The organism is Streptomyces sp. NPDC028289, from assembly GCF_055565975.1.
Window position 1 is genome coordinate 697,453 of record NZ_JBVHTI010000007.1, and the last position, 20,703, is coordinate 718,155.

At 70.7% G+C, this 20,703-nt stretch carries 21 protein-coding genes; 15 read left to right on the plus strand and 6 right to left on the minus strand.

The features are described from left to right. Window positions 1-135: 135 nt before the first annotated feature. The gene (locus ACZ4UV_RS36390; protein WP_390047049.1) at window positions 136-1,029 is read right to left on the minus strand and encodes an RNA polymerase sigma factor SigF; all 894 of its coding nucleotides are present in this window, start codon (window positions 1,027-1,029) and stop codon (window positions 136-138) included. A gap of 305 nt (window positions 1,030-1,334) precedes the next feature. Between ACZ4UV_RS36390 and ACZ4UV_RS36395 the strand changes: the two genes are divergently transcribed. The 6 genes from ACZ4UV_RS36395 to ACZ4UV_RS36420 all read left to right on the plus strand — a co-directional run bounded on the left by ACZ4UV_RS36395 (window position 1,335) and on the right by ACZ4UV_RS36420 (window position 6,650). Beyond that, window positions 1,335-1,748 (plus strand): STAS domain-containing protein, encoded by a 414-nt coding sequence (locus ACZ4UV_RS36395; protein WP_451016155.1) that lies wholly within the window; start codon window positions 1,335-1,337, stop codon window positions 1,746-1,748. Between the two features lie 184 nt (window positions 1,749-1,932). Continuing rightward, a complete protein-coding gene (locus ACZ4UV_RS36400) occupies window positions 1,933-2,451 on the plus strand; it encodes an ATP-binding protein (RefSeq protein WP_390047052.1) in 519 nt (172 codons plus the stop codon). Window positions 2,452-2,658: 207 nt separating this feature from the next. Beyond that, on the plus strand, window positions 2,659-3,369 hold the full coding sequence (locus tag ACZ4UV_RS36405) for an LPXTG cell wall anchor domain-containing protein (RefSeq protein WP_451016154.1): 711 nt from the start codon (window positions 2,659-2,661) through the stop codon (window positions 3,367-3,369). A 28-nt stretch (window positions 3,370-3,397) separates the two neighbouring features. Then, a complete protein-coding gene (locus tag ACZ4UV_RS36410) occupies window positions 3,398-4,273 on the plus strand; it encodes a hypothetical protein (RefSeq protein WP_467843791.1) in 876 nt (291 codons plus the stop codon). Between the two features lie 17 nt (window positions 4,274-4,290). Then, entirely contained in the window at window positions 4,291-5,343 is a 1,053-nt protein-coding gene (locus ACZ4UV_RS36415; RefSeq protein WP_451016170.1) for a hypothetical protein, read from the plus strand. 2 nt (window positions 5,344-5,345) lie between these two features. Beyond that, entirely contained in the window at window positions 5,346-6,650 is a 1,305-nt protein-coding gene (locus tag ACZ4UV_RS36420; protein WP_451016152.1) for a hypothetical protein, read from the plus strand. 135 nt (window positions 6,651-6,785) lie between these two features. On the opposite strand, the gene ACZ4UV_RS36425 is transcribed toward ACZ4UV_RS36420, so the two are convergent. Continuing rightward, window positions 6,786-8,282, minus strand: a complete 1,497-nt coding sequence (locus ACZ4UV_RS36425) for an oligopeptide:H+ symporter (protein ID WP_390047059.1) — start codon at window positions 8,280-8,282, stop codon at window positions 6,786-6,788. Between the two features lie 491 nt (window positions 8,283-8,773). Between ACZ4UV_RS36425 and ACZ4UV_RS36430 the strand changes: the two genes are divergently transcribed. Next, window positions 8,774-9,451, plus strand: coding sequence for a response regulator transcription factor (locus tag ACZ4UV_RS36430; RefSeq protein ID WP_016436346.1), 678 nt, complete (start codon window positions 8,774-8,776; stop codon window positions 9,449-9,451). Between the two features lie 152 nt (window positions 9,452-9,603). Then, complete coding sequence (locus tag ACZ4UV_RS36435; RefSeq protein WP_451016151.1) at window positions 9,604-10,875, plus strand: ATP-binding protein; 1,272 nt, start codon at window positions 9,604-9,606, stop codon at window positions 10,873-10,875. Between the two features lie 34 nt (window positions 10,876-10,909). On the opposite strand, the gene ACZ4UV_RS36440 is transcribed toward ACZ4UV_RS36435, so the two are convergent. Further along, window positions 10,910-11,413 (minus strand): GtrA family protein, encoded by a 504-nt coding sequence (locus ACZ4UV_RS36440; RefSeq protein WP_451016150.1) that lies wholly within the window; start codon window positions 11,411-11,413, stop codon window positions 10,910-10,912. Window positions 11,414-11,630: 217 nt separating this feature from the next. Here ACZ4UV_RS36440 and ACZ4UV_RS36445 point away from each other — a divergent pair, with 217 nt between their 5' ends. The 4 genes from ACZ4UV_RS36445 (at window position 11,631) to ACZ4UV_RS36460 (ending at window position 15,726) form a co-directional block, all read left to right on the plus strand. Next, the gene (locus tag ACZ4UV_RS36445) at window positions 11,631-12,770 is read left to right on the plus strand and encodes a 5-(carboxyamino)imidazole ribonucleotide synthase (RefSeq protein ID WP_390047067.1); all 1,140 of its coding nucleotides are present in this window, start codon (window positions 11,631-11,633) and stop codon (window positions 12,768-12,770) included. Next, window positions 12,767-13,288: a 5-(carboxyamino)imidazole ribonucleotide mutase gene (gene purE / locus ACZ4UV_RS36450; RefSeq protein WP_451016149.1), complete on the plus strand. Its 522-nt coding sequence runs from the start codon at window positions 12,767-12,769 to the stop codon at window positions 13,286-13,288. The genes ACZ4UV_RS36445 and purE overlap by 4 nt, the downstream gene beginning before the upstream one ends. Window positions 13,289-13,309: 21 nt before the next feature. Beyond that, window positions 13,310-14,488 carry a dipeptidase gene (locus tag ACZ4UV_RS36455; RefSeq protein ID WP_451016148.1) on the plus strand — a complete coding sequence of 393 codons (1,179 nt, stop codon included), beginning with the start codon at window positions 13,310-13,312 and terminating at the stop codon, window positions 14,486-14,488. 134 nt (window positions 14,489-14,622) lie between these two features. Continuing rightward, the gene (locus ACZ4UV_RS36460; protein WP_390047072.1) at window positions 14,623-15,726 is read left to right on the plus strand and encodes a dipeptidase; all 1,104 of its coding nucleotides are present in this window, start codon (window positions 14,623-14,625) and stop codon (window positions 15,724-15,726) included. Window positions 15,727-15,765: 39 nt separating this feature from the next. On the opposite strand, the gene ACZ4UV_RS36465 is transcribed toward ACZ4UV_RS36460, so the two are convergent. Together ACZ4UV_RS36465 and ACZ4UV_RS36470 are read right to left on the minus strand one after the other, a co-directional pair. Beyond that, window positions 15,766-16,155, minus strand: coding sequence for a VOC family protein (locus ACZ4UV_RS36465; protein ID WP_351489330.1), 390 nt, complete (start codon window positions 16,153-16,155; stop codon window positions 15,766-15,768). Between the two features lie 14 nt (window positions 16,156-16,169). Then, window positions 16,170-16,529: a VOC family protein gene (locus tag ACZ4UV_RS36470; protein ID WP_467843800.1), complete on the minus strand. Its 360-nt coding sequence runs from the start codon at window positions 16,527-16,529 to the stop codon at window positions 16,170-16,172. Window positions 16,530-16,646: 117 nt separating this feature from the next. On the opposite strand from ACZ4UV_RS36470, the gene ACZ4UV_RS36475 reads away from it, so the two are divergent. Beyond that, window positions 16,647-17,153 (plus strand): CGNR zinc finger domain-containing protein, encoded by a 507-nt coding sequence (locus ACZ4UV_RS36475; protein WP_351489335.1) that lies wholly within the window; start codon window positions 16,647-16,649, stop codon window positions 17,151-17,153. A gap of 225 nt (window positions 17,154-17,378) precedes the next feature. On the opposite strand, the gene ACZ4UV_RS36480 is transcribed toward ACZ4UV_RS36475, so the two are convergent. Then, window positions 17,379-18,722 carry a UDP-glucose dehydrogenase family protein gene (locus ACZ4UV_RS36480; protein WP_451022905.1) on the minus strand — a complete coding sequence of 448 codons (1,344 nt, stop codon included), beginning with the start codon at window positions 18,720-18,722 and terminating at the stop codon, window positions 17,379-17,381. A 178-nt stretch (window positions 18,723-18,900) separates the two neighbouring features. On the opposite strand from ACZ4UV_RS36480, the gene ACZ4UV_RS36485 reads away from it, so the two are divergent. Both ACZ4UV_RS36485 and ACZ4UV_RS36490 read left to right on the plus strand, forming a co-directional pair. Continuing rightward, window positions 18,901-20,058 (plus strand): acyl-CoA dehydrogenase, encoded by a 1,158-nt coding sequence (locus ACZ4UV_RS36485; protein WP_093502170.1) that lies wholly within the window; start codon window positions 18,901-18,903, stop codon window positions 20,056-20,058. 139 nt (window positions 20,059-20,197) lie between these two features. Further along, complete coding sequence (locus tag ACZ4UV_RS36490) at window positions 20,198-20,563, plus strand: four-helix bundle copper-binding protein (protein ID WP_467843805.1); 366 nt, start codon at window positions 20,198-20,200, stop codon at window positions 20,561-20,563. Window positions 20,564-20,703: the final 140 nt, after the last annotated feature.

The window sequence follows — 20,703 nt, forward strand, 5'->3', positions numbered from 1 at the left end:
CCTTCCTGACGTACCGGCCAGTTTGGGGTGTGACTCGCGGTAGCGGGGGAGCTTTGGCCAAAGACGCGGCGGGCCGGGGCGGGGGCCGGGGTGGGGGATCCCCGTCGCCCCGGCGGCGCAACGGTCCGGCCGGGGTCATTCGTCCAGCGTCAGCGCCCTGCGCAGTTGTACGAGCGTGCGGGACAGCAGCCGGGAGACATGCATCTGGGAGATCCCGAGTTCGTCGCCGATCTCCGACTGGGTCATGCCCGCGACGAAGCGGAGGGAGAGGATGGTGCGGTCCCGGGCCGGGAGCTCGGCGATGAGCGGCTTCAGCGACTCGATGTACTCGATGCCCTCCAGGCCGTGGTCCTCGTAGCCGATGCGGTCCGCCAGGGAGCCCTCGGACTCGTCCTCCTCGGGCTGTGCGTCCAGGGAGGAGGCCGTGTAGGCGTTGGACGCGGCCATGCCCTCGACGACCTCCTCGTTGGAGAGGCCGAGGCGTTCCGCGAGTTCCGCGACGGTGGGGGCGCGGTCCAGTTTCTGGGCCAGTTCGTCGCCCGCCTTGGCGAGGTCGAGGCGGAGCTCCTGGAGGCGGCGCGGGACGCGTACCGACCACGACGTGTCGCGGAAGAACCGCTTGATCTCGCCGATGATGGTCGGCATCGCGAAGGTGGGGAACTCGACTCCGCGGGAGAGCTCGAAGCGGTCGATCGCCTTGATCAGGCCGATGGTGCCGACCTGGATGATGTCCTCCATCGGCTCGCTGCGGGAGCGGAAGCGGGAGGCGGCGAACTTGACCAGCGCGAGGTTCAGCTCGACGAGGGTGTTGCGGACGTACGAATACTCGTGCGTGCCTTCCTCCAGCGACTCCAGCCGCTCGAAGAGGGTCTTGGACAGGGCTCGCGCGTCGACCGCGTCGACCTCGTCGTACGGGGGGATCTCCGGGAGTCCGAGTTCCGCGAAGAATCCCTCGATGGCATCCAGTGGTTCCGGTGGGGGTGTCGACGTCGCCGTCAGGGTGTGCGAGGCGTCGAGCCGGGGTGACATGGTGTCCTCCATCGTTCTCGGCAATAAGGCTGCCGGAGCCGTGCGTGCACTGCGGTGTGCGGCGCCTCCAAAGCCGGCCGTGTCGGTTACGTGTCCCTACTAGCCCTACCCGCTCCGCCGAGCCACTCGCAAGTCCGTTCTATTAGCATTTGTCCTGTTCTGCGAGGTTGTTCGGGTGTCGGGTTGCGTGCAGAAGGCGTAATGTTCGAGGGCGCCGACACGGCGTTCGGCGGACATCGGTGGGCATCGTCAGACATCGGTCAGACGGTGGCAAAAGCGGTCACGACCTCGGGAGAGAGACGGCAATGGACCACGGGACGGTCGGCAGCGCACAGTCGGGCCGGCTGCTGGTGGAGGTGCGGGAAGAAGGCTCCAGCGCCGTCGTGATTCCGGCGGGTGAGCTCGATCACCACACCGCCGACCTGTTGCGCGAGCCGCTCGACGATCTCCTCGACAAGGGGTTCTCACGCCTTGTCGTCGACTGCTCGCGCCTTGAGTTCTGCGACTCCACCGGGCTGAACGTGCTGCTCGGCGCCCGGCTGCGGGCCGAGGCCGCCGGGGGTGGGGTGCACCTCGCCGGGATGCTGCCCGTCGTCGCCCGGGTCTTCGAGATCACCGGCGCCGAGGCGGTGTTCACCGTCCACGACTCCGTAGAGGCGGCACTGGCCGACGAGGGCGGCAGGGGCGGCGGGACCGGCACGACCGGCGGCGAGGGCTGAGCCCCGGCCGGCCCGGCGTCCGGAACCGGGGGGTGTTCCCGTGGATCGCTCGGGCAGGAGAGATCCTGGATCTGCTGTCGCCCGGCCCGGCCCTGTTCGAGTCGGTCGCGCCGGCAGGCCCGTACGAACTGCAGCAACCCGAAATTTTTCATGTGAACCGGTGAATCGGTGAGGTGAAGCGCTGATGAGCACCACCCGGCCTTACCCGCCGGGCGACCGCGGCCCGGAGCCCAGCGGCGCTTCGGGGATGTCCGAGGGGGCGGCGTCCGACGAGCTGCCGGCCTCGACGGGGGGTCGTCAGGTCCGCAGGCTGCGCCTCCACGGCGAGAGCGGGGTCGTACCGCTCGCCCGCGATTTCACCCGCCAGGCGCTGCACGCGTGGGGGTGGTTGCCGGCCGCGACGGCCGACCGCAGGGCCGCCGCCGAGGACGTGCTGCTCGTCGTCTCCGAGCTCGTCACCAACGCGTGCCTGCATGCGGAGGGGCCGGACGAGCTGTTCCTGGCCTGCGACAAGAAGGTGATCCGGGTGGAGGTGTCCGACCGGGGGGCCGGGCAGCCGGCGCCGCGGACGCCGCACCGGGCGGGGCGGCCGGGGGGGCACGGGATGTTCATCGTGCAACGGCTCTGTCTGGACTGGGGGGTTGTGCGGACGGCCGGGGCGGCCGGGAAGACCGTGTGGGCGGAGTTGGGGGCACCTGCGTAAGAGGACGGACGCCGCTCTGTGGGTCGTTTTTCGGCTGACGGCCGGTGGGGGCTGGTCGCGCAGTTCCTCTCGCCCCTGTGGGGCGCCGCAGGCGCTTCGGTATCCCCACACTTCCGCCACGCCCTTTCTCTTCCCTCCTTATGAGCCCCGGCGTACCTTGACGGCCGAATCTGATACCTCGTCAGTAACGAATGGGGTGGACCGACCGTGTCGTCGTACCCGAAACGTACCGCCGTGCTCGCGTCCGCCGCCGCCCTGGCCGGATCGGCGGTGCTGCTCGCCGCCCCCGCGGCGCACGCCACCGTCGTCAACGTCAACTACAAGTGCACGACACCGATCGGTCCGAAGAGCGCTGTCTCTCCGATCGACATCAAGGGCGTCAAGAGCGGCAGCGGCTACAAGATCACGATGTCCTGGCAGAAGGGCGTCTCCTCCAGCCCCGTCGAACTCGGCAAGGGTGCCGTGAACCCGAGCGCCGTCATCAAGATCGGCGGCGCCGACAGCGGCACCCTGAACGTCACCGGCGCCGCCAACCAGGCCGCGATCCCCGCCAACACCCCCATCAAGATCAACGACCTGAGCGGCACGTACACCCCGGAGAAGTCCGGCAAGGTGACGTTCACGGCGGGCACGCTGACCATCAAGGCGCTCGGTACGACGACCACCTGCACCCCCACCAACAACCCCGGCCCGTCCCTGACCCTGGACGTGACCGCGGCGGGGGGCGGTTCGAGCAGTTCCGGCAGTTCCGGCTCGTCGTCGTCCGGCGGCACCGGCACCGACTCCGGAGGGACCCTCCCGAAGACCGGTCCCGAGGACTCGTTCGTCGCCCTCGGCACCCTCGGCGGCACCGTGCTGCTCGCGGGCGCGGCGGGCACGCTCTGGCTGACCCGGCGGAACCAGACCGTACGCCGCTGACCTCCGGGTCCGACCGCTGGAGCCGCCCATGCCGTCCGCCCAGTCCGTCGCCCAGCTGCTGGGGCTGTCCCTGCTGACCCTGTTCGCCGCCGCTCCCCGAGCGGTGGCGGCCGAGGGCTGGTCCCTCGCGCCCGCGGGCGGCGGCCGCCCGTCCTTCTACGCCGAGGGCACCCCCGGGACGGTCCTCCAGGACACCGTGTCGGTGACCAACTCCGGCGGCCACCCCGTCACGGTACGGCTGACCGGCACCGGCACCGGCACCGGCACCGGCACCGGCACCGCCGTCCCCGTCACCTTCGCCGAGCAGAGCGTGCGCGTACCCGCCCGGACCCGCGCCGACGTCCCCTTCACCGTGACCGTCCCGGCGGGCGCGGCCCCCGGCGACCGCACCGGCACGCTCGTGGCGAGGGACACCCACGGCCGCACCGCAACCGCCCGCATCCGTCTGCGCGTCGGCGGACCCGCCCTCTCCGCGCTGACCGTCGAACACCTCGCCGTCCACGGCGACCGCATCACGTACGAGCTGGTCAACAGGGGCACGACCGTGCTCGTACCCAGGCTCGCGGTGCACGCCGACGGAGTCTTCGGCCGGGTCCTCCTGGACCGGTCACCGCGTACCCTCCCCGTCCGTCTCGCCCCGGGCAGCCGTACCCGGCTCAGCGAGCCGTGGCCCGGCCATCCCACCCTGGACGTGGCCGAGCTCCGCCTGACGGCGGCGGCGGGGGGCGCACAGGACACGGCGAGCACGCAGGCCCGGTTCGTGCCCTGGGGCGCGGTGGCGGGGGCCGCGGGCGCGCTGACGGCGGGGGCCGCCGTGACGGCCGTACGACTAAGCAGGCGGCGTGCCCACCGGGCGGCCGAACCCACCTCCACGGAGGTCGAGTTGACAGGAGCGGTGAGGTGAGGGTGCGGGTGTTCCTGATGCTGACGGCGGTGTTCTCGCTGTTCCTGGCGGCACCCATGGCGGCAGCCGTCGACGGGCCGGCCGTCAAGGTCTCCAAGTCCCAGGCCGGCACCGGTGGTTCGGTCACCGTCGGCGGCACCGGCTGGCGGCCGCACACCCTGCTGATGATGCTGGTCTGCGGTCAGTCCAGCCCGTCCCGGGGCGTGATCGGCGGCACCAACTCCTGTGCCAACGCAGACGGACGGGCCGTCACCACCGACGCGAACGGCTCCTTCAGCAAGCAGCTCCCGGTCGCCGAACCGCCGGTTCCCTGCCCCTGCGTGGTGCACGTGGCCACCGTGACCGGCGCCAGTGCCGACGCGGACGCCTCCTTCCAGGTCGCCGGCCACCCCGTCAAGGCGCTGCCCGCCGAGTCCACCGGCGGCCGCCTGTCGATGCTCACCGACACCCGCCTCGACGGCTCCTCGGGCCTGCTGACCTGGTTCGGCGCACCCCCCTCCCGCACCCTCGTCTTCACCATCGGCAACGCGGGATCGAGCACCCTCAAGGACCCGGTCTTCCAAGTCGGCACCGCGCACGGCGTGTTCGCCCCCGAGTGGGACGAGCAGCAGTGGCACGGCACCCTCGCGCCCGGCAAGAAGGCGCAGGTCAAACTGCCCGTCGAACTCTCCGCCGGGGCACACGGCGACTACACCGTCTCCCTCAGGTACGACGGCAAGGTCCTCGCCGAGGAGCCCTGGGGCGTCGGCCGCCCCTGGGGCGTGACCCTCTTCTGGCTCCTGCTCTGCGTGGTCGTACCGGCGGCGGTCTTCCGCATCGGCATGGCGGTGGTGGACCGGGTACGGCCGCCCCGCGCCGGCGGCATCCGGCACCGGGGAGTGCCCCGCCCGGTCTTCCGCGTGCCGCGCCTGCGCCCCGCGGAGCCCGCGCCCCCGGCGGCCCCCACCACCTCGACCCTGCCGTGGTTCACCCCGGACTCCGGTCCGGGCGCGACGGCCGACCGGCTCTCCGCACCGCACGACGACAGTTCCACGAGTCCCACGACTCCGACGACGAAAGGACCGACGTGATCATGCGAAGGAGAGTGACACCGGTACCGGCCAGAGCGGGCGCGGCGGCGGCCGCCCTGGTCCTCGCCGGGGCGGGCGCCCTGCTCGGCGCGGCCGCGGGGACCGCCCAGGCGGCCGAGGTGTCGTACGCCACCCACTGCGTACCGCCCGCCGGGGTCGCCGACCCGATCGACGGGACCACCAAGGTCGAGATCACCGCGCCCGCCACGGCGAAGGTCGGTGACACCGTCGACATCACCTGGAAGTTCGTGCAGGCCGCGTCCAAGAACCCGGACATCATCGACCTGCCCGCGAACACGGTCCAGCCGTCCGGCACGGTCAAGGCGGCCGGCGCCCAGACCGCCGACATCGCCATGCAGGGACCGCGCGAGAACCCGGCGATCCCCAAGGGCGGCGACATGGTGCTGTCCGACATGACGGGCTCGCTCAAACTGACCTCGCCCGGCGAGGTGACGCTCACGCCGGACGCCTACACGGTCAACGCGTACGGGACGAACACCGTGTGCACCCCGACGGGCACGGTGGAGAAGGCCGCCACGATCGAGGTGACCGGAAGCGGTTCGAGCGGCTCGGCGAGCCCGTCGGACACCACCTCGGCGTCGACGTCGCCCTCCGGCTCGGCATCCCCCTCCGACTCGGCGTCGGCCTCCGCGTCCGCATCGGCCTCCGACGGCACGGGGAGCGGCCAGACCGACTTCACGGGCAAGGAGGTCGACATCCCCTACGCCTGCAAGACACCCATCGGCGACAAGAGCGCGACCTCGCCGGTGCAGATCAACGCCAAGAAGGACGGCGGCAGCTTCGACCTCACCGTGCAGTTCAACGGGTCGGTGATGGACAGCCCCGCCGACATCCCGGCGGACTCGGTGAAGCCGTCGATGGAGGTGGTCCTGGGCGGCGCCGACAAGGGCACGGTCCATGTGGAGGGCCCCACCAACTCCTCCGCGATCAAGTCCGGCGACCCGATTGAGATCCCGGACCTCACGGGCACGTACAAGCCGGGGGCGAGCGGCGAGTCGACGCTGTCACCGGGCGTCCTGACGGTCGAGGCCCTCGGTACGACGACCACCTGCACCCCGACGAAGACCGAGGTCTCACTGACCCTGGACACGACGCAGCAGGCGAGCGGGGCATCGGGCAGCACATCTACGTCGGGCGGCTCGTCGAGCAGCGGCAGTAGCGGCGGCCTCGCAGAGACCGGTGACAACAGCAACGGCGCGCTGAAGGCGCTGGGCCTCGTGGCGGGAACGGCCATCCTGCTGGGCGGCGCTGTGTTCACCTTCATGCCTCGAAAGAGGACGCGCTGATTCCCTAGGGGCGCTGGGGGTACCCCCGGCCGAAGGCTGGGGGAGGAACTGCGCGACCAGCCACACACAACGGACAGCCGAAAACGCAAGAGGGCCACCGGAATCCAAAATCCCGGTGGCCCTCTGTCGAAGACGTCAGTGAACGTCGCCCATGAGCTCCCGGACCTTCTTCCGGTACAGCCACACAGCCAGACCGGCGACCACGGCGAGGACCGCCTGGAACGCCACGATCCCCGTCTTGTTCAGGTCGACACCCGCGATGGACAGCAGACCCGTCGTCGCGTCACCCGCGGTGACCGCGAGGAACCACACACCCATCATCTGGGACGCGTACTTCGCGGGCGCCATCTTGGTCGTCACGGACAGCCCCACCGGGGACAGCATCAGCTCACCCACGGTCTGCACGAAGTAGATCCCGACCAGCCACATCGCCGCGGCCTTGTGCCCGCCGTCCGCGATCGACAGCGGCGCGAGGAACAGGAAGAACGACGCACCGATCAGCACCAGACCACCGGCGAACTTCACGGCCGTGCTCGGCTCCTTGCCGCGCCGCGCCATCGCCAGCCACGCCCAGGCGAAGACCGGCGCGAACGCCATGATCATGACCGGGTTGACGGACTGGTACCAGGAGACCGGGAAGTTCCAGCCGAAGATCGTGTTCTTGGCGGACGCGTCGGCGAACAGGGACACGGTCGAGCCGCCCTGGTCGTAGATCATCCAGAAGACGGCGGCGGCCACGAAGAACCAGATGTACGCGCTCATCTTGGACTGCTCGGCGCGGTCCAGGTCCTTGTCCCGCTTGATGCGCGCGATGACGACGACCGGGATCAGCAGACCGGCGATCGTGATCGGCACCAGCAGCCAGTTCAGCGTGTAGACGCCGGAGACACCCACGACGACGTAGAAGACCGCGGCGACGGCGGCCCAGAAGCCGGCCTTCGTCAGCGTCGCCTTCTTCTCCGCGGCGGACAGCGGCGTCGGGACGATGTCCGAACGCGAGCTCAGGTGGCGGGTGCCGAGCAGGAACTGGGCGAGACCCAGCGCCATGCCGACCGCGGCCAGCGCGAAGCCCAGGTGCCAGTTGTAGTTCTCGCCGACCGTGCCGATGACCAGCGGCGCGGCGAACGCGCCCAGGTTGATGCCGATGTAGAAGAGCGTGAAGCCACCGTCACGGCGCGGGTCGTCCGGACCCTCGTACAGGTGGCCGACCATCGTGGAGATGTTGGCCTTCAGCAGACCGGAACCTATGGCGACCAGGCCGAGGCCCGCGAAGAAGGTGCCGGCGCTGGGCAGCGCCAGCGTCAGGTGGCCGAGCATGATGATCGTGCCCGCGACGGCGACCGTCTTGCGGGGGCCGAGGACACGGTCGGCGAACCAGCCGCCCGGCAGGGCGAGCAGGTACACGAGCGACAGGTACACGGAGTAGATCGCCGTCGCCGTCGCCGCGTTCATGTGCAGGCCGCCGGGAGCGACCAGGTACAGCGGGAGCAGGGCCTTCATGCCGTAGTAGGAGAAGCGCTCCCACATCTCGGTCATGAAGAGGGTGGCCAGTCCGCGGGGGTGGCCGAAGAAGGTCTTCTCGGAACCGGGGGTGCCCGGTCGGACCGAGTCCTTCGTCAGGCTGGACGCCATGGTCGTTCCTTGCTGGTCGGAGCGCGCGGTGGGGCTCTGCGCGCCCGTGGGGGGAGCGGCCGGCACCGGCAGGGTCCGCCCGTCCACCCCACGCCCACAGGGATTCCGCCCCGGGTCGCGGGGCGGCGGACGGCGACCACCGGGATCCACGCTCCGTGACGCTGTGTCGCGTCCGGAGCCCGGCCAGAGGTCATTCCTTTCGAGGCTGGCAGGCCAGCCCGCACACAAAAGAGACCTTCAGTGTCAAGATGCCCACCAAAGGTCCCCGGGTGTACTACAGGCGTTCACGTCACTGTACGTCAGGACACTGCCGGATATGGAAGGACTTGAGACAGGGATCACAGGTGTCGGCGGAACCTCGCACCCGGTTTCGAAGGTCCCTCCTACGATCGCACCTCGCGCCCACAGGTTCGTACCACTGTGCCCCAAGGTAAGAATCCCTGGTGCCGATCACACTCCAGTACTGCGCGTAATCGGACTACCATCACCCCATGACCCGTGTACTGCTCGCCGAGGACGATGCGTCCATCTCGGAGCCGCTGGCCCGCGCACTGCGCCGGGAAGGTTACGAGGTCGAGGTGCGCGAGGACGGACCCACCGCGCTCGACGCCGGAATGCAGGGCGGCGTCGACCTGGTCGTGCTGGACCTCGGGCTGCCCGGCATGGACGGCCTGGAGGTGGCGCGCAGGCTGCGTGCCGAGGGCCACGCCGTGCCGATCCTCATCCTGACCGCGCGGGCCGACGAGGTGGACACCGTCGTCGGCCTCGACGCCGGTGCCGACGACTACGTCACCAAGCCGTTCCGCCTCGCCGAACTGCTGGCCCGGGTGCGGGCGCTGCTGCGGCGCGGTGCCGCGGAGCCGGCGCAGCCGCCGGCCACGCACGGTGTGCGGATCGACGTCGAGTCGCACCGGGCGTGGATGGGCGACGAGGAACTCCAGCTCACGGCGAAGGAGTTCGACCTGCTGCGGGTGCTGGTGCGGGATGCGGGGCGGGTCGTCACGCGGGACCAGCTGATGCGGGAGGTCTGGGACACCACGTGGTGGTCGTCGACCAAGACGCTCGACATGCACATCTCGTGGCTGCGCAAGAAGCTCGGCGACGATGCGGCGAACCCGCGGTACATCGCTACCGTGCGTGGTGTCGGGTTCCGTTTCGAAAAGAGCTAGGTCGGCTACGCGCGTTGCGCCGTGGGTGGCTGATGAGGTGTGCGCGACTGGCCGTCGCCGTGGGCTGGTCGCGCCCCGCGGCGGTAGCCGCATATCGATAGCGCCCCGCGCCCCTGAAGGGGCGCTGAAGTGGCCGTTTCCCGGAGAGTGCCGTGCGTCGTCGTCTGATTCAGTCCACCCTCGCCGTCGTACTCGTCGTCATCGCCGTGTTCGGCGTCTCCCTGGTGATCGTCGAGAGTCGGACCATCAGCAACAGTGCCCAGGAACGCGTCGACTCCGAGGCGCTCCGCCTCGCCAGCATCGTCGACAGCCGGATCCTCGGGGACGAGGACGTCACCGCCGAGATACTGCGGAGCCAGGTCGGCAAGGAGCAGTACGCCGTCATCCGGATCCCGGGCAAGCCTCCGATCGAGCTGGGTGTGAAGCCCGAGGGCGATGTCATCCACTACACGGCCGACGGTGAGGAAGGCGAGACGGTCACCGTCCAGGAGCCGCGGTCGACCGTGACCCGGGAGGTCGGCCGTACGCTGCTGATCATCGGGGCCGTCGCGCTGCTCGCCGTGATCGCCGCCGTGCTGCTCGCGATCCGGCAGGCCAACCGGCTGGCCTCCCCGCTCACCGACCTCGCGGAGACCGCCGAGCGGCTGGGGTCCGGCGATCCGCGCCCGCGGCACAAGCGGTACGGCGTACCCGAGCTGGACCGGGTCGCCGACGTGCTGGACTCCTCCGCCGAGCGGATCGGACGGATGCTCACCGCCGAGCGGCGCCTCGCCGCCGACGCCTCCCACCAGCTGCGCACGCCCCTGACCGCGCTGTCCATGCGGCTCGAGGAGATCACCCTCACCGACGACCCGGACATCGTGAAGGAGGAGGCGAACGTGGCGCTCACGCAGGTGGAACGGTTGACGGACGTGGTGGAGCGGCTGCTGACGAACTCCCGCGACCCGCGCACCGGCTCCGCCGTCTCCTTCGACCTGGACGAGGTCATCCAGCAGCAGCTCGCCGAGTGGCGGCCCGCCTACCGCGGCGTGGGCCGGGCGATCGTCAGCTCCGGCAAACGGCACCTGCGCGCGGTCGGCACGCCGGGCGCGGTGGCGCAGGTGCTGGCCGCGCTGATCGAGAACTCCCTGATGCACGGGGGCGGCACCGTCGCCCTGCGGACCAGGGTGACCGGCAACCAGGCGGTGGTCGAGGTGACCGACGAGGGCGCCGGCGTCCCCGCCGACCTGGGCAACCGCATCTTCGAGCGGACCATCAGCGGCCGCAACTCCACCGGGATCGGGCTGGCCGTCGCCCGTGACCTCGCGGAGGCCGACGGCGGCCGCCTGGAGCTGCTCCAGGCCCAGCCGCCGGTGTTCGGCCTGTTCCTGTCCCGGACCCCGCCGCCGCACAAGCGGGACGACGACCTGCCGATGGTCCGCTAGGACCGACGGTCCGCCAGGACCTGCCCGCGGTGCCCTACCGGACCCGCTGCGCGGGCTGCTCGGCGTCGGCGGCCCGCTCCAGGATGGCCTCCGCGTCGGCGACCGCCTCACGCGCCGGCAGCGCCTTGAACACCCACGTGCGGTACGACCAGAAACGGAACAGCGTCGCCACGCCGATGCCGACGAACTTGAAGACGTTGCTCTGCAGCGGGCTGTCCCAGCCGAAGCCGTAGGTGGCCAGGTACAGCAGACCGTTCTCGATGACCAGGCCGACCGCGCTGAACAGCAGGAACAGGGTGAGTTCCTTGGTGCGGCCGCTCTTCTCGCGGTCCCGGTACGTCCAGTAGCGGAAGCCGAGGTAGTTGAAGATGATCGCGACGACCGTCGCTATGACGCTCGCCCGCACCACGGGCAGGTCGGTGACGTGCCGGACCAGGTTGAAGACGCCGAGATTGACGAGAATGCCGGCCCCGCCGACCGCGCCGAATTTGGCGACCTCGCGTACGAGCCGTTGCAGCCCCGAGGAACCACGTTCCATGGTTGTGCGGGCTCCCGTCCGTAGGTATTGCGACTCAGCCACTCTAACGACCCAGTATCTCCGATGCCTGTGGATGGCGACACAGGTCGGGAAAGGCTTGGGAAGAGCTCCGGAAAGGCGCGGGAAAAGCGGGGCAAGAGGCGGCGAAGCGGCAGGTAAGAGCCCTGGTCGCGGGCGCGGAAACCGGCCACCCCGGCGTGGCCGATACCCTAGGGGCGTGACGTTCCCGGTAGTCGGCATGGTCGGCGGGGGTCAGCTCGCGCGTATGACGCACGAGGCAGGCATCCCGCTGGGCATCAGGTTCAAGCTCCTCAGTGACACCCCTCAGGATTCCGCGGCCCAGGTGGTGAGCGATGTCGTCGTCGGCGACTACCGCGACCTGGAGACGCTGCGTGCGTTCGCGCGCGGCTGCGACGTGATCACCTTCGACCACGAGCACGTGCCGACCGAGCACCTGCGGGCCCTGGAGGCGGACGGCATCCCCGTGCGCCCCGGCCCGGACGCGCTGGTGCACGCCCAGGACAAGGGTGTGATGCGGGCGAAGCTCACGGAGATCGGCGTGCCGTGCCCGCGGCACCGGATCGTGGCCGACCAGGAGGACGTGGTCCGGTTCGCGGCCGAGGGCGACGGCTTCCCCGTCGTCCTGAAGACCGTGCGCGGCGGCTACGACGGCAAGGGCGTGTGGGTCGTCGAGACCGCGGAGGAGGCCACCGACCCCTTCCGGGCCGGCGTGCCGGTCCTCGCCGAGGAGAAGGTCGACTACGTCCGTGAGCTCGCCGCCAACGTCGTACGCTCCCCGCACGGCCAGGCCGTCGCCTACCCGGTGGTGGAGTCGCAGCAGGTCAACGGCGTCTGCGACACCGTGATCGCGCCCGCTCCCGACCTGGACGAGACCCTCGCCCTGCAGGCCGAGGAGATGGCCCTGCGGATCGCCAAGGAACTGGGCGTGGTCGGCCACCTGGCCGTCGAGCTGTTCCAGACCCGCGACGGCCGCATCCTCGTCAACGAACTGGCGATGCGCCCGCACAACTCCGGTCACTGGAGCCAGGACGGCGCGATCACCAGCCAGTTCGCCAACCATGTGCGGGCCGTTCTGGACCTGCCCCTGGGCGACCCGCGGCCCCGCGCCAGGTGGACGGTCATGGTCAACGTCCTCGGCGGCGACTACCCGGACATGTACTCCGCGTACCTGCACTGCATGGCCCGCGACCCGAAACTGAAGATCCACATGTACGGCAAGGACGTGAAGCCCGGCCGCAAGGTCGGTCACGTCAACACCTACGGCGACGACCTGGACGACGTTCTCGAGCGCGCACGTCACGCTGCCGGCTACCTGAGAGGCACGATCACCGAATGAGCCCCGTTGTTGGCATCGTCATGGGTTCGGACTCCGACTGGCCCGTGATGGAGGCCGCCGCCAAGGCCCTGGACGAGTTCGAGATCGAGTACGAGGTCGATGTCGTCTCCGCGCACCGGATGCCGCGCGAGATGATCACGTACGGCGAGCAGGCCGCCGAGCGCGGCCTGAGGGTGATCATCGCGGGTGCGGGCGGCGCCGCCCACCTCCCGGGCATGCTCGCCTCCGTCACGCCGCTCCCGGTCATCGGCGTCCCGGTCCCGCTGAAGTACCTGGACGGCATGGACAGCCTGCTCTCCATCGTGCAGATGCCGGCCGGCGTCCCGGTCGCCACCGTCTCCGTCGCCGGCGCCCGCAACGCGGGTCTGCTGGCCGCCCGCATCCTCGCCGCGCACGACGAGGACCTCCTGCACAAGATGCGCGACTTCCAGCAGGACCTCAACGACCAGGCCACCGAGAAGGGCAAGCGGCTGCGTGCCAAGGTCGAGGGGCCGAGCGGCTTCGGCTTCGGCAAGTAGGACTCCGGGAAGCAATACGCAATGACGTCCCTCGATGAAGCCCGGTCCCTGCTGCGCGAGTTCCCGGTCGTCGACGGCCACAACGACCTGCCGTACGCACTGCGCGAGCAGGTCCGCTACGACCTCGACGCCCGTGACATCTCCGCCCACCAGAACGCGCACCTGCACACCGACATCCCGCGCCTGCGCGAGGGCGGGGTGGGCGCGCAGTACTGGTCGGTGTACGTCCGCTCGGACCTGCCGGGCGCGGTCCCGGCGACCCTCGAACAGATCGACTGCGTACGCCAGCTGATCGCCCGTTACCCGGCCGACCTGCGGGCCGCGCTGACCGCCGCCGACATGGAGGCGGCACGCGCCGAGGGCCGTATCGCCTCCCTGATGGGCGCGGAGGGCGGCCACTCCATCGACAACTCGCTGGGCACCCTGCGCGGCCTGTACGAGCTGGGCGTGCGCTACATGACGCTCACCCACAACGACAACAACGACTGGGCGGACTCGGCGACCGACGAGCCGAACGTGGGCGGTCTGTCGGCCTTCGGCCGCGAGGTCGTGCGCGAGATGAACCGCCTGGGCATGCTGGTCGACCTCTCCCACGTGGCGGCCACCACCATGCGCGCCGCCCTGGACACCACCGCCGCCCCGGTGATCTTCTCCCACTCCTCCTCCCGGGCCGTCTGCGACCACCCCCGCAACATCCCGGACGACGTCCTCGAGCGCCTCCCCGGCAACGGCGGCATGGCGATGGTGACGTTCGTACCGAAGTTCGTGCTCCAGGCGGCGGTCGACTGGACGGCGGCGGCCGACGAGAACATGCGCGCCCACGGCTTCCACCACCTCGACACCACCGAGGAGGCGATGAAGGTCCACCGGGCCTTCGAGGAGACCAACCCGCGCCCGATCGCCACCACCGCCACGGTCGCCGACCACCTCGACCACATGCGTGAGGTCGCCGGCATCGACCACCTCGGCATCGGCGGCGACTACGACGGCACGGCCTTCACCCCCGACGGCCTGAACGACGTCTCCGGCTACCCCAACCTCGTCGCCGAGCTGCTGGACCGCGGCTGGTCCAGGCCCGACCTGGCGAAGCTGACCTGGCAGAACGCGGTCCGTGTGCTGGGCGCGGCGGAGGACGTGGCCCGCGGCCTCCAGGAGACGCGGGGGCCGTCCCACGCGACCATCGCCGAGCTGGACGGCTGAGGCCGTCCGCAAGGGCCGGGCGTTCGGGGCGTACCCCCGAACGCCCCGTCCACCAGGAACCCTCCCGGGCGGGCGTGCGACGGTGAGCTACAGCCCCTTCACGACGTAGCTCACGACGACGTACGGAGCCCTTCATGGCCGACCTCCAGCACGACATCCACACCACGACCGAGGTCGGCAGGGAGGACGGCCTCCCGGACGACCCGTTCCGGTTCCCGCTGGAGTCCGGTGCCTCGGTCCTGGAACGGGCCCACGCGCTGCTGGAAGCGCATCCGGTCGCGGACGGCTACTGCGCGCTGCCCCGGGCGCTCGGGCCGTTGCCGTGGTACGACCTGGAGCTGGGCGAGACGGCTGTGGACACGGACGTGCCCCGGCTGCGCGAGGGGCACGTGGGCGCGCTGTTCTGGTCGCTGGACCTGCCGGCGGGGGAACGGGGCGACCGGGCCGTGGGGGCCACCCTGGAGCAGCTGGACCTGGTGCGCCGGGTGGTCGAGACCCACCCGGAGGGGCTCCGGCTGGTGCGCACCGCCGGGCAGGTCATCGACGCCCGCAACTGCGGCCGGGTCGCCGTGGTGCTCGGCCCCGCCTCCGCCGCCGCCCTCGACGACTCCCTCGGCATCCTGCGGGTCCTGCAGTCCCTGGGCCTGCGGGTGCTCTCCCTGGCCGGTGCCGCCTGGGCGGGGGAGGAGGGGCTGACCCGGTTCGGCGAGGAGGTGGTCCGGGAGATGAACCGGCTCGGGGTGCTCGCCGACCTGTCCGGCGCCCCGGAGATCACCCTGGCCCGGGTGCTCGCGCTCTCCAAGACACCGGTCCTGTGCACCCGCTCCGCCGCGGCGGCCGTACGCCCGCACCCCGCCAACCTCTCCGACGAGCTGCTCGGGCAGCTGGGGGAGCACAAGGGCGTGTGCATGGTGCCGCTGGCCGCCGAGCAGACCGGGCCGACCGTCCCGGACGTCGCCGACCACCTCGACCACGTCCGCGTGGTCGCGGGCCCCGAGTGCGTCGCGCTGTCCGGCACCTACGACTCCGGCGCCGCCCACCCCCGCGACCTCGACGACACCTCCCGCTACCCCCACCTGATCGCCGAGCTGCTCCGACGCGGCTGGTCGGAGACCGAGCTGTCCCTGCTGACCTGGGGAAACGTCCAGCGGGCCCTACGCAGCGCCGACTTCACCGCCCGCGCGACCCAACGCCGCAGGGAACCGAACCCGCCCCGCCCGGCAGACACCGAGGCCTGACCAGCCGTTCGGGTCAGTCGTTTCGGTCAGTCGTTTCGGTCAGTCGATCCGGCACAGACAGAACGGATGCCCGGCCGGGTCGGCGAACACCCGGAAGTCCTCCGCCACGGGGTCCTCCTCGCGCCGCAGCAGCCGCGCCCCCAGCGCCAGCACCTTCTTCTCCGCCGCGTCGACGTCCTCCCACGTCGGACCCGCGTCGAAGTCGAGATGGAACTGCTGCGAGTCGTGGTCGGCCCGCGGCCACTGCGGCGGGACGTACCCCTCCGCCAGCTGGAAGCCCAGCCGCAGTCCGTCCGGCAGCCGCAGCACGACCCAGTCGTCCTCCTCGGCCACCAGAGTGCCCCCGACGACGGCCGTATAGAAGGCGGCCAGGGCGTGCGGGTCCGGACAGTCGATCACCACGTTGCGCAAGCGCGCGACGGACGCCATGAGCGCTCCTTCTCTCAGCCGGCGCAGAGACAGAACGGGTGCCCGGCCGGGTCGGCGTACACCCGGAAGGTGCGCTCCCGGTCCGATGCGTCCAGTGGCTTCGCGCCCAGATCCAGCACCCCCTTCTCGGCCGCGTTCAGGTCGTCCACCACCAGGTCCAGGTGGAACTGCTGCGAGTCGTCGGGCGCGGGCCACTGCGGCGCCACGAATCCGGGCGCCTTCTGGAACGCCAGCGCCTGCCCGCCGGGCACCGTCAGGTCCACCCAGTCCCCGTCCCCCTCGACACTGCCGCCCAGCACCCCGGCGTAGAAACCGGCGAGCGCGGACGGGTCGGGGCAGTCCAGGACGACGACACCGAGCTTGGCGAGAGCCATGACTTCCTCCTCGAAGTCGGAGTTACCTCTAGATCCGTTCAACCAGTAACTTCGGTTACCGCATGCTCCCGCAGCGGGGGTAACGTCGCAAGCGGATTTCGGAGGTAACTTGCAGGGATGAGTGAGAGATCGCCCGCGCCGGGCGGCCTGGCCCTGGTCGAGGCCCTGGTGAACACCCTGGACCTCGAGTCCGGCGCCGACGCGCTCGGCACGGCGGACGGCAGGGCACGCCTCGGCATCACGGAGGCGGACCTCCCACCGGTGCGCGCCCTGCGCGAATCCCTGCGCGCCACCCTTCTCGCGCACGCCGGGTACCCCCCGCACCAGGAGGTCACCCCACTGGGCGAACTGCTCGCGCAGGCCCCCCTGCACGTCGCCGTCGACCCCGCCGACGGCTCGGCGACCCTCGCCCCCGCCGACCCCGCCCCCCTGCTCTCCCGCATAGCCGCGGCCGTCGCCACGGCCGCGATCGAGGGCACCTGGACCCGCCTCAAGGCCTGCGAGGCCGACACCTGCCACTGGGCGTACTACGACCGCAGCCCGGCCGGCCGCGGTCGCTGGTGTTCGATGCAGGTGTGCGGGGCGCGCGCCAAAATGCGCCGGTACCGGGCCAAGGACCGGTAAGCCACAGCCGGTTCACCGGAAAACCGTGTGCCGGGTGGTGCAGAATGCAACAAGACACCGGTTCGGCCGACTGAGCCTCGGCCGAACCGGTGTCGCCTTTTTCTCCTTGGCGGACGCCCTGTGATGAAGCGCCCCGCACTGCAGCGCCCCGAAAGGGGCGCTGGGGGACCCCCGGCCGAAGGCCAGGGGAGGAACTGCGCGCTCAGCCCCCACGCACCCGCAGCCTCACGCGGTGGGACGCCCCATGGCGCGATACGTCCACCCGGCCCGCCGCCAGCTCTCAGGATCCAGCGCGTTACGCCCGTCGAGCAGCACGCGAGCCGCGGCCATCTCTCCCAGCACCGCCGGATCCAGCTCCCTGAACTCCCGCCACTCGGTGAGGTGCAGCACCACATCGGCCCCCCGCACACACTCCTCGGCGCTACCGGCGTAGCCAAGCGTCGGGAACAGCTTCCGAGCGTTGTCCATCCCCTTCGGGTCGTACACCGTCACCTGGCCGCCCTGCAGATGGATCTGCCCGGCGACGTTCAGCGCCGGCGAGTCCCGGACGTCGTCCGAGTCCGGCTTGAACGTCGCGCCGAGCACCGCGACCCGCTTCCCGAGGAAGGACCCGCCGCCGAGCGCGTCCCGGGCCATCTCGACCATCTGCCCCCGGCGCCGCATGTTGATGGAGTCGATCTCGCGCAGGAAGGTCAGCGCCTGGTCGGCGCCCAGCTCACCCGCCCGGGCCATGAAGGCGCGGATGTCCTTCGGCAGGCAGCCGCCGCCGAACCCGATCCCGGCGCGCAGGAACTTCTTCCCGATCCGGTCGTCGTGCCCGATCGCCTCCGCCAGCTTGGCCACGTCCCCGCCCGCGGCCTCGCACACCTCCGCCATCGCGTTGATGAAGGAGATCTTCGTGGCCAGGAAGGAGTTCGCCGAGGTCTTCACCAGCTCGGCCGTCGGGAAGTCGGTCACCACGAACGGCGTACCCTCGCCGACCGGCGTCGCGTACACCTCGCGCAGCAGCTTCTCGGCGCGTTCGCTGCGCACGCCGACCACGATCCGGTCGGGGTGCAGCGTGTCGTTCACGGCGAAGCCCTCACGCAGGAACTCCGGGTTCCAGGCCAGCTCGGCATCGGCCCCGGCCGGCGCGTTCTCGGCGAGGTAGGCGGCCAGCCGCTCCGCCGAGCCGACCGGCACCGTCGACTTGCCGACGACGAGGGCGGGCGCGGTCAGATGCGGGGCCAGCGACGCGATCGCGGAGTCGACGTACGACATGTCGCAGGCGTACTCGCCGTGCTTCTGCGGGGTGTTCACGCAGACGAAGTGGACGTCGCCGAAGGCGCCCACCTCGGCCCAGTCGGTGGTGAAGCGCAGCCGCCCGGAGGAGCCCTCGAAGCCCGCCACGTGCCGGCGCAGCAGCTCGTCGAGCCCCGGCTCGTACATCGGGGTCTCGCCGCGCTCCAGCATCGCGATCTTCTCGGGTACGACGTCGAGCCCGAGCACCTCGAAGCCGAGCTCCGCCATGGCCGCGGCATGCGTGGCGCCGAGATAGCCGGTGCCGATCACAGTGATCTTGAGGCTCATGGAATGCTCCAGCTCGGGGACGTTGGTGCTGCTGCGGGGCCGAGCATAACCGGGCGCCCTTGCGGGCAACTTTCCCGCTGTCGCGTACCTCACGTCACCGTTCCGTGGGCTGCGTTCTAAACTTTGAGTTACTTAACAGTAATTAGCGTCGGCACCATCTCGTCTGGAGTGAGAGACCTTGGCCGGATCGGCTGACTTCGACCTGTACCGCCCGTCCGAGGAGCACGACATGCTCCGGGACGTCGTCCGCGCGCTGGTCGAGGCGAAGATCGCCCCGTACGCCGCCGCGGTCGACGAGGAGGCCCGCTTCCCGCAGGAGGCTCTCGACGCCCTGGTCGCCAACGAGCTGCAGGCCGTACACGTCCCCGAGGAGTACGGCGGGGCCGGTGCCGACGCGCTCGCCACGGTCATCGTGATCGAGGAGGTCGCCCGTGCCTGCGTCTCCTCGTCCCTCATCCCGGCCGTGAACAAGCTGGGCTCGCTCCCGGTGATCCTCTCCGGCTCCGAGGACCTGAAGAAGAAGTACCTCACGCCGCTGGCCAAGGGCGACGCGATGTTCTCGTACTGCCTCTCCGAGCCGGAGGCCGGTTCCGACGCGGCCGGCATGAAGACGAAGGCGGTCCGTGACGGCGACCACTACGTCCTCAACGGCGTGAAGCGCTGGATCACCAACGCGGGCGTCAGCGAGTACTACACGGTGATGGCCGTCACCGACCCCGAGAAGCGCTCCAAGGGCATCTCCGCCTTCGTGGTCGAGAAGTCCGACGAGGGCGTCTCCTTCGGCGCCCCGGAGAAGAAGCTCGGCATCAAGGGCTCGCCCACCCGCGAGGTCTACTTCGACAACGTCCGCATCCCCGCGGACCGCATGATCGGGGCCGAGGGCACCGGCTTCGCCACCGCGATGAAGACCCTGGACCACACCCGCATCACCATCGCCGCCCAGGCCCTCGGCGTCGCCCAGGGCGCCCTCGACTACGCCAAGGGCTACGTCCAGGAGCGCAAGCAGTTCGGCAAGCCGATCGCCGACTTCCAGGGCATCCAGTTCATGCTCGCCGACATGGCCATGAAGATCGCCGCCGCCCGCGCCCTCACCTACCAGGCCGCGGCCGCCTCCGAGCGCGGCGACGCCGACCTCACCTTCCAGGGCGCGGCGGCCAAGTGCTTCGCCTCCGACGTCGCCATGGAGGTCACCACGGACGCCGTCCAGCTCCTCGGCGGCTACGGCTACACCCGTGACTACCCCGTCGAGCGCATGATGCGCGACGCGAAAATCACCCAGATCTATGAGGGCACGAACCAAGTTCAGCGGATCGTCATGGCCCGCAACCTGCCGTAGCCACCACGGCATCCGGCGAGAAGGCGCCCCTCGGGGCGCCTTTTCCGTGCGTGTCCTCGAATGGCACTACCGGACGGTCGGGCTTAGGACGGGAACCACACGGGGACCGCTCCGGACCCCGCCCCCACCTGGAGGAGCCATGACCCAGACCGGACCCATGACGGCCATGTCCAAGCAGATGCAGGAGTGCGTCAACACGTGCATGGCCACCCACACGATGTGCGAGGAGACCCTGAGCTCCTGCATGTCGATGGAGGGCGGCCAGGCCCACATGCGCATCATGCGCGCGCTCATGGACTGCTCCGAGGCGACCCGCATGTGCGCCGACATGATGATGCGGCGTTCGCCGCTCTCGCCCGAGATGTGTGCGATGTGCGCCAAAGCCTGTGACATGTGTGCCGAGGCGTGTATGTCCATGCCCGACGACCCGCAGCTGAAGCGCTGCGCGGAGGCGTGTCGCCGCTGCGCCGAGATGTGTCGCTCGATGGCGACGATGCCCATGTGACGTCCCGGCCCCCACACGCCGGGGGGGGGGGCCCCCCCCCGGGCCCCCCCCCCGGCCCGGGGGGGGCCCCCCCCCCCCGGGGGGGGGGGGGGGTTTGGGGGGGGGGGTTCGGATGCTGGGTTTTTATTTTTTGGACCCCC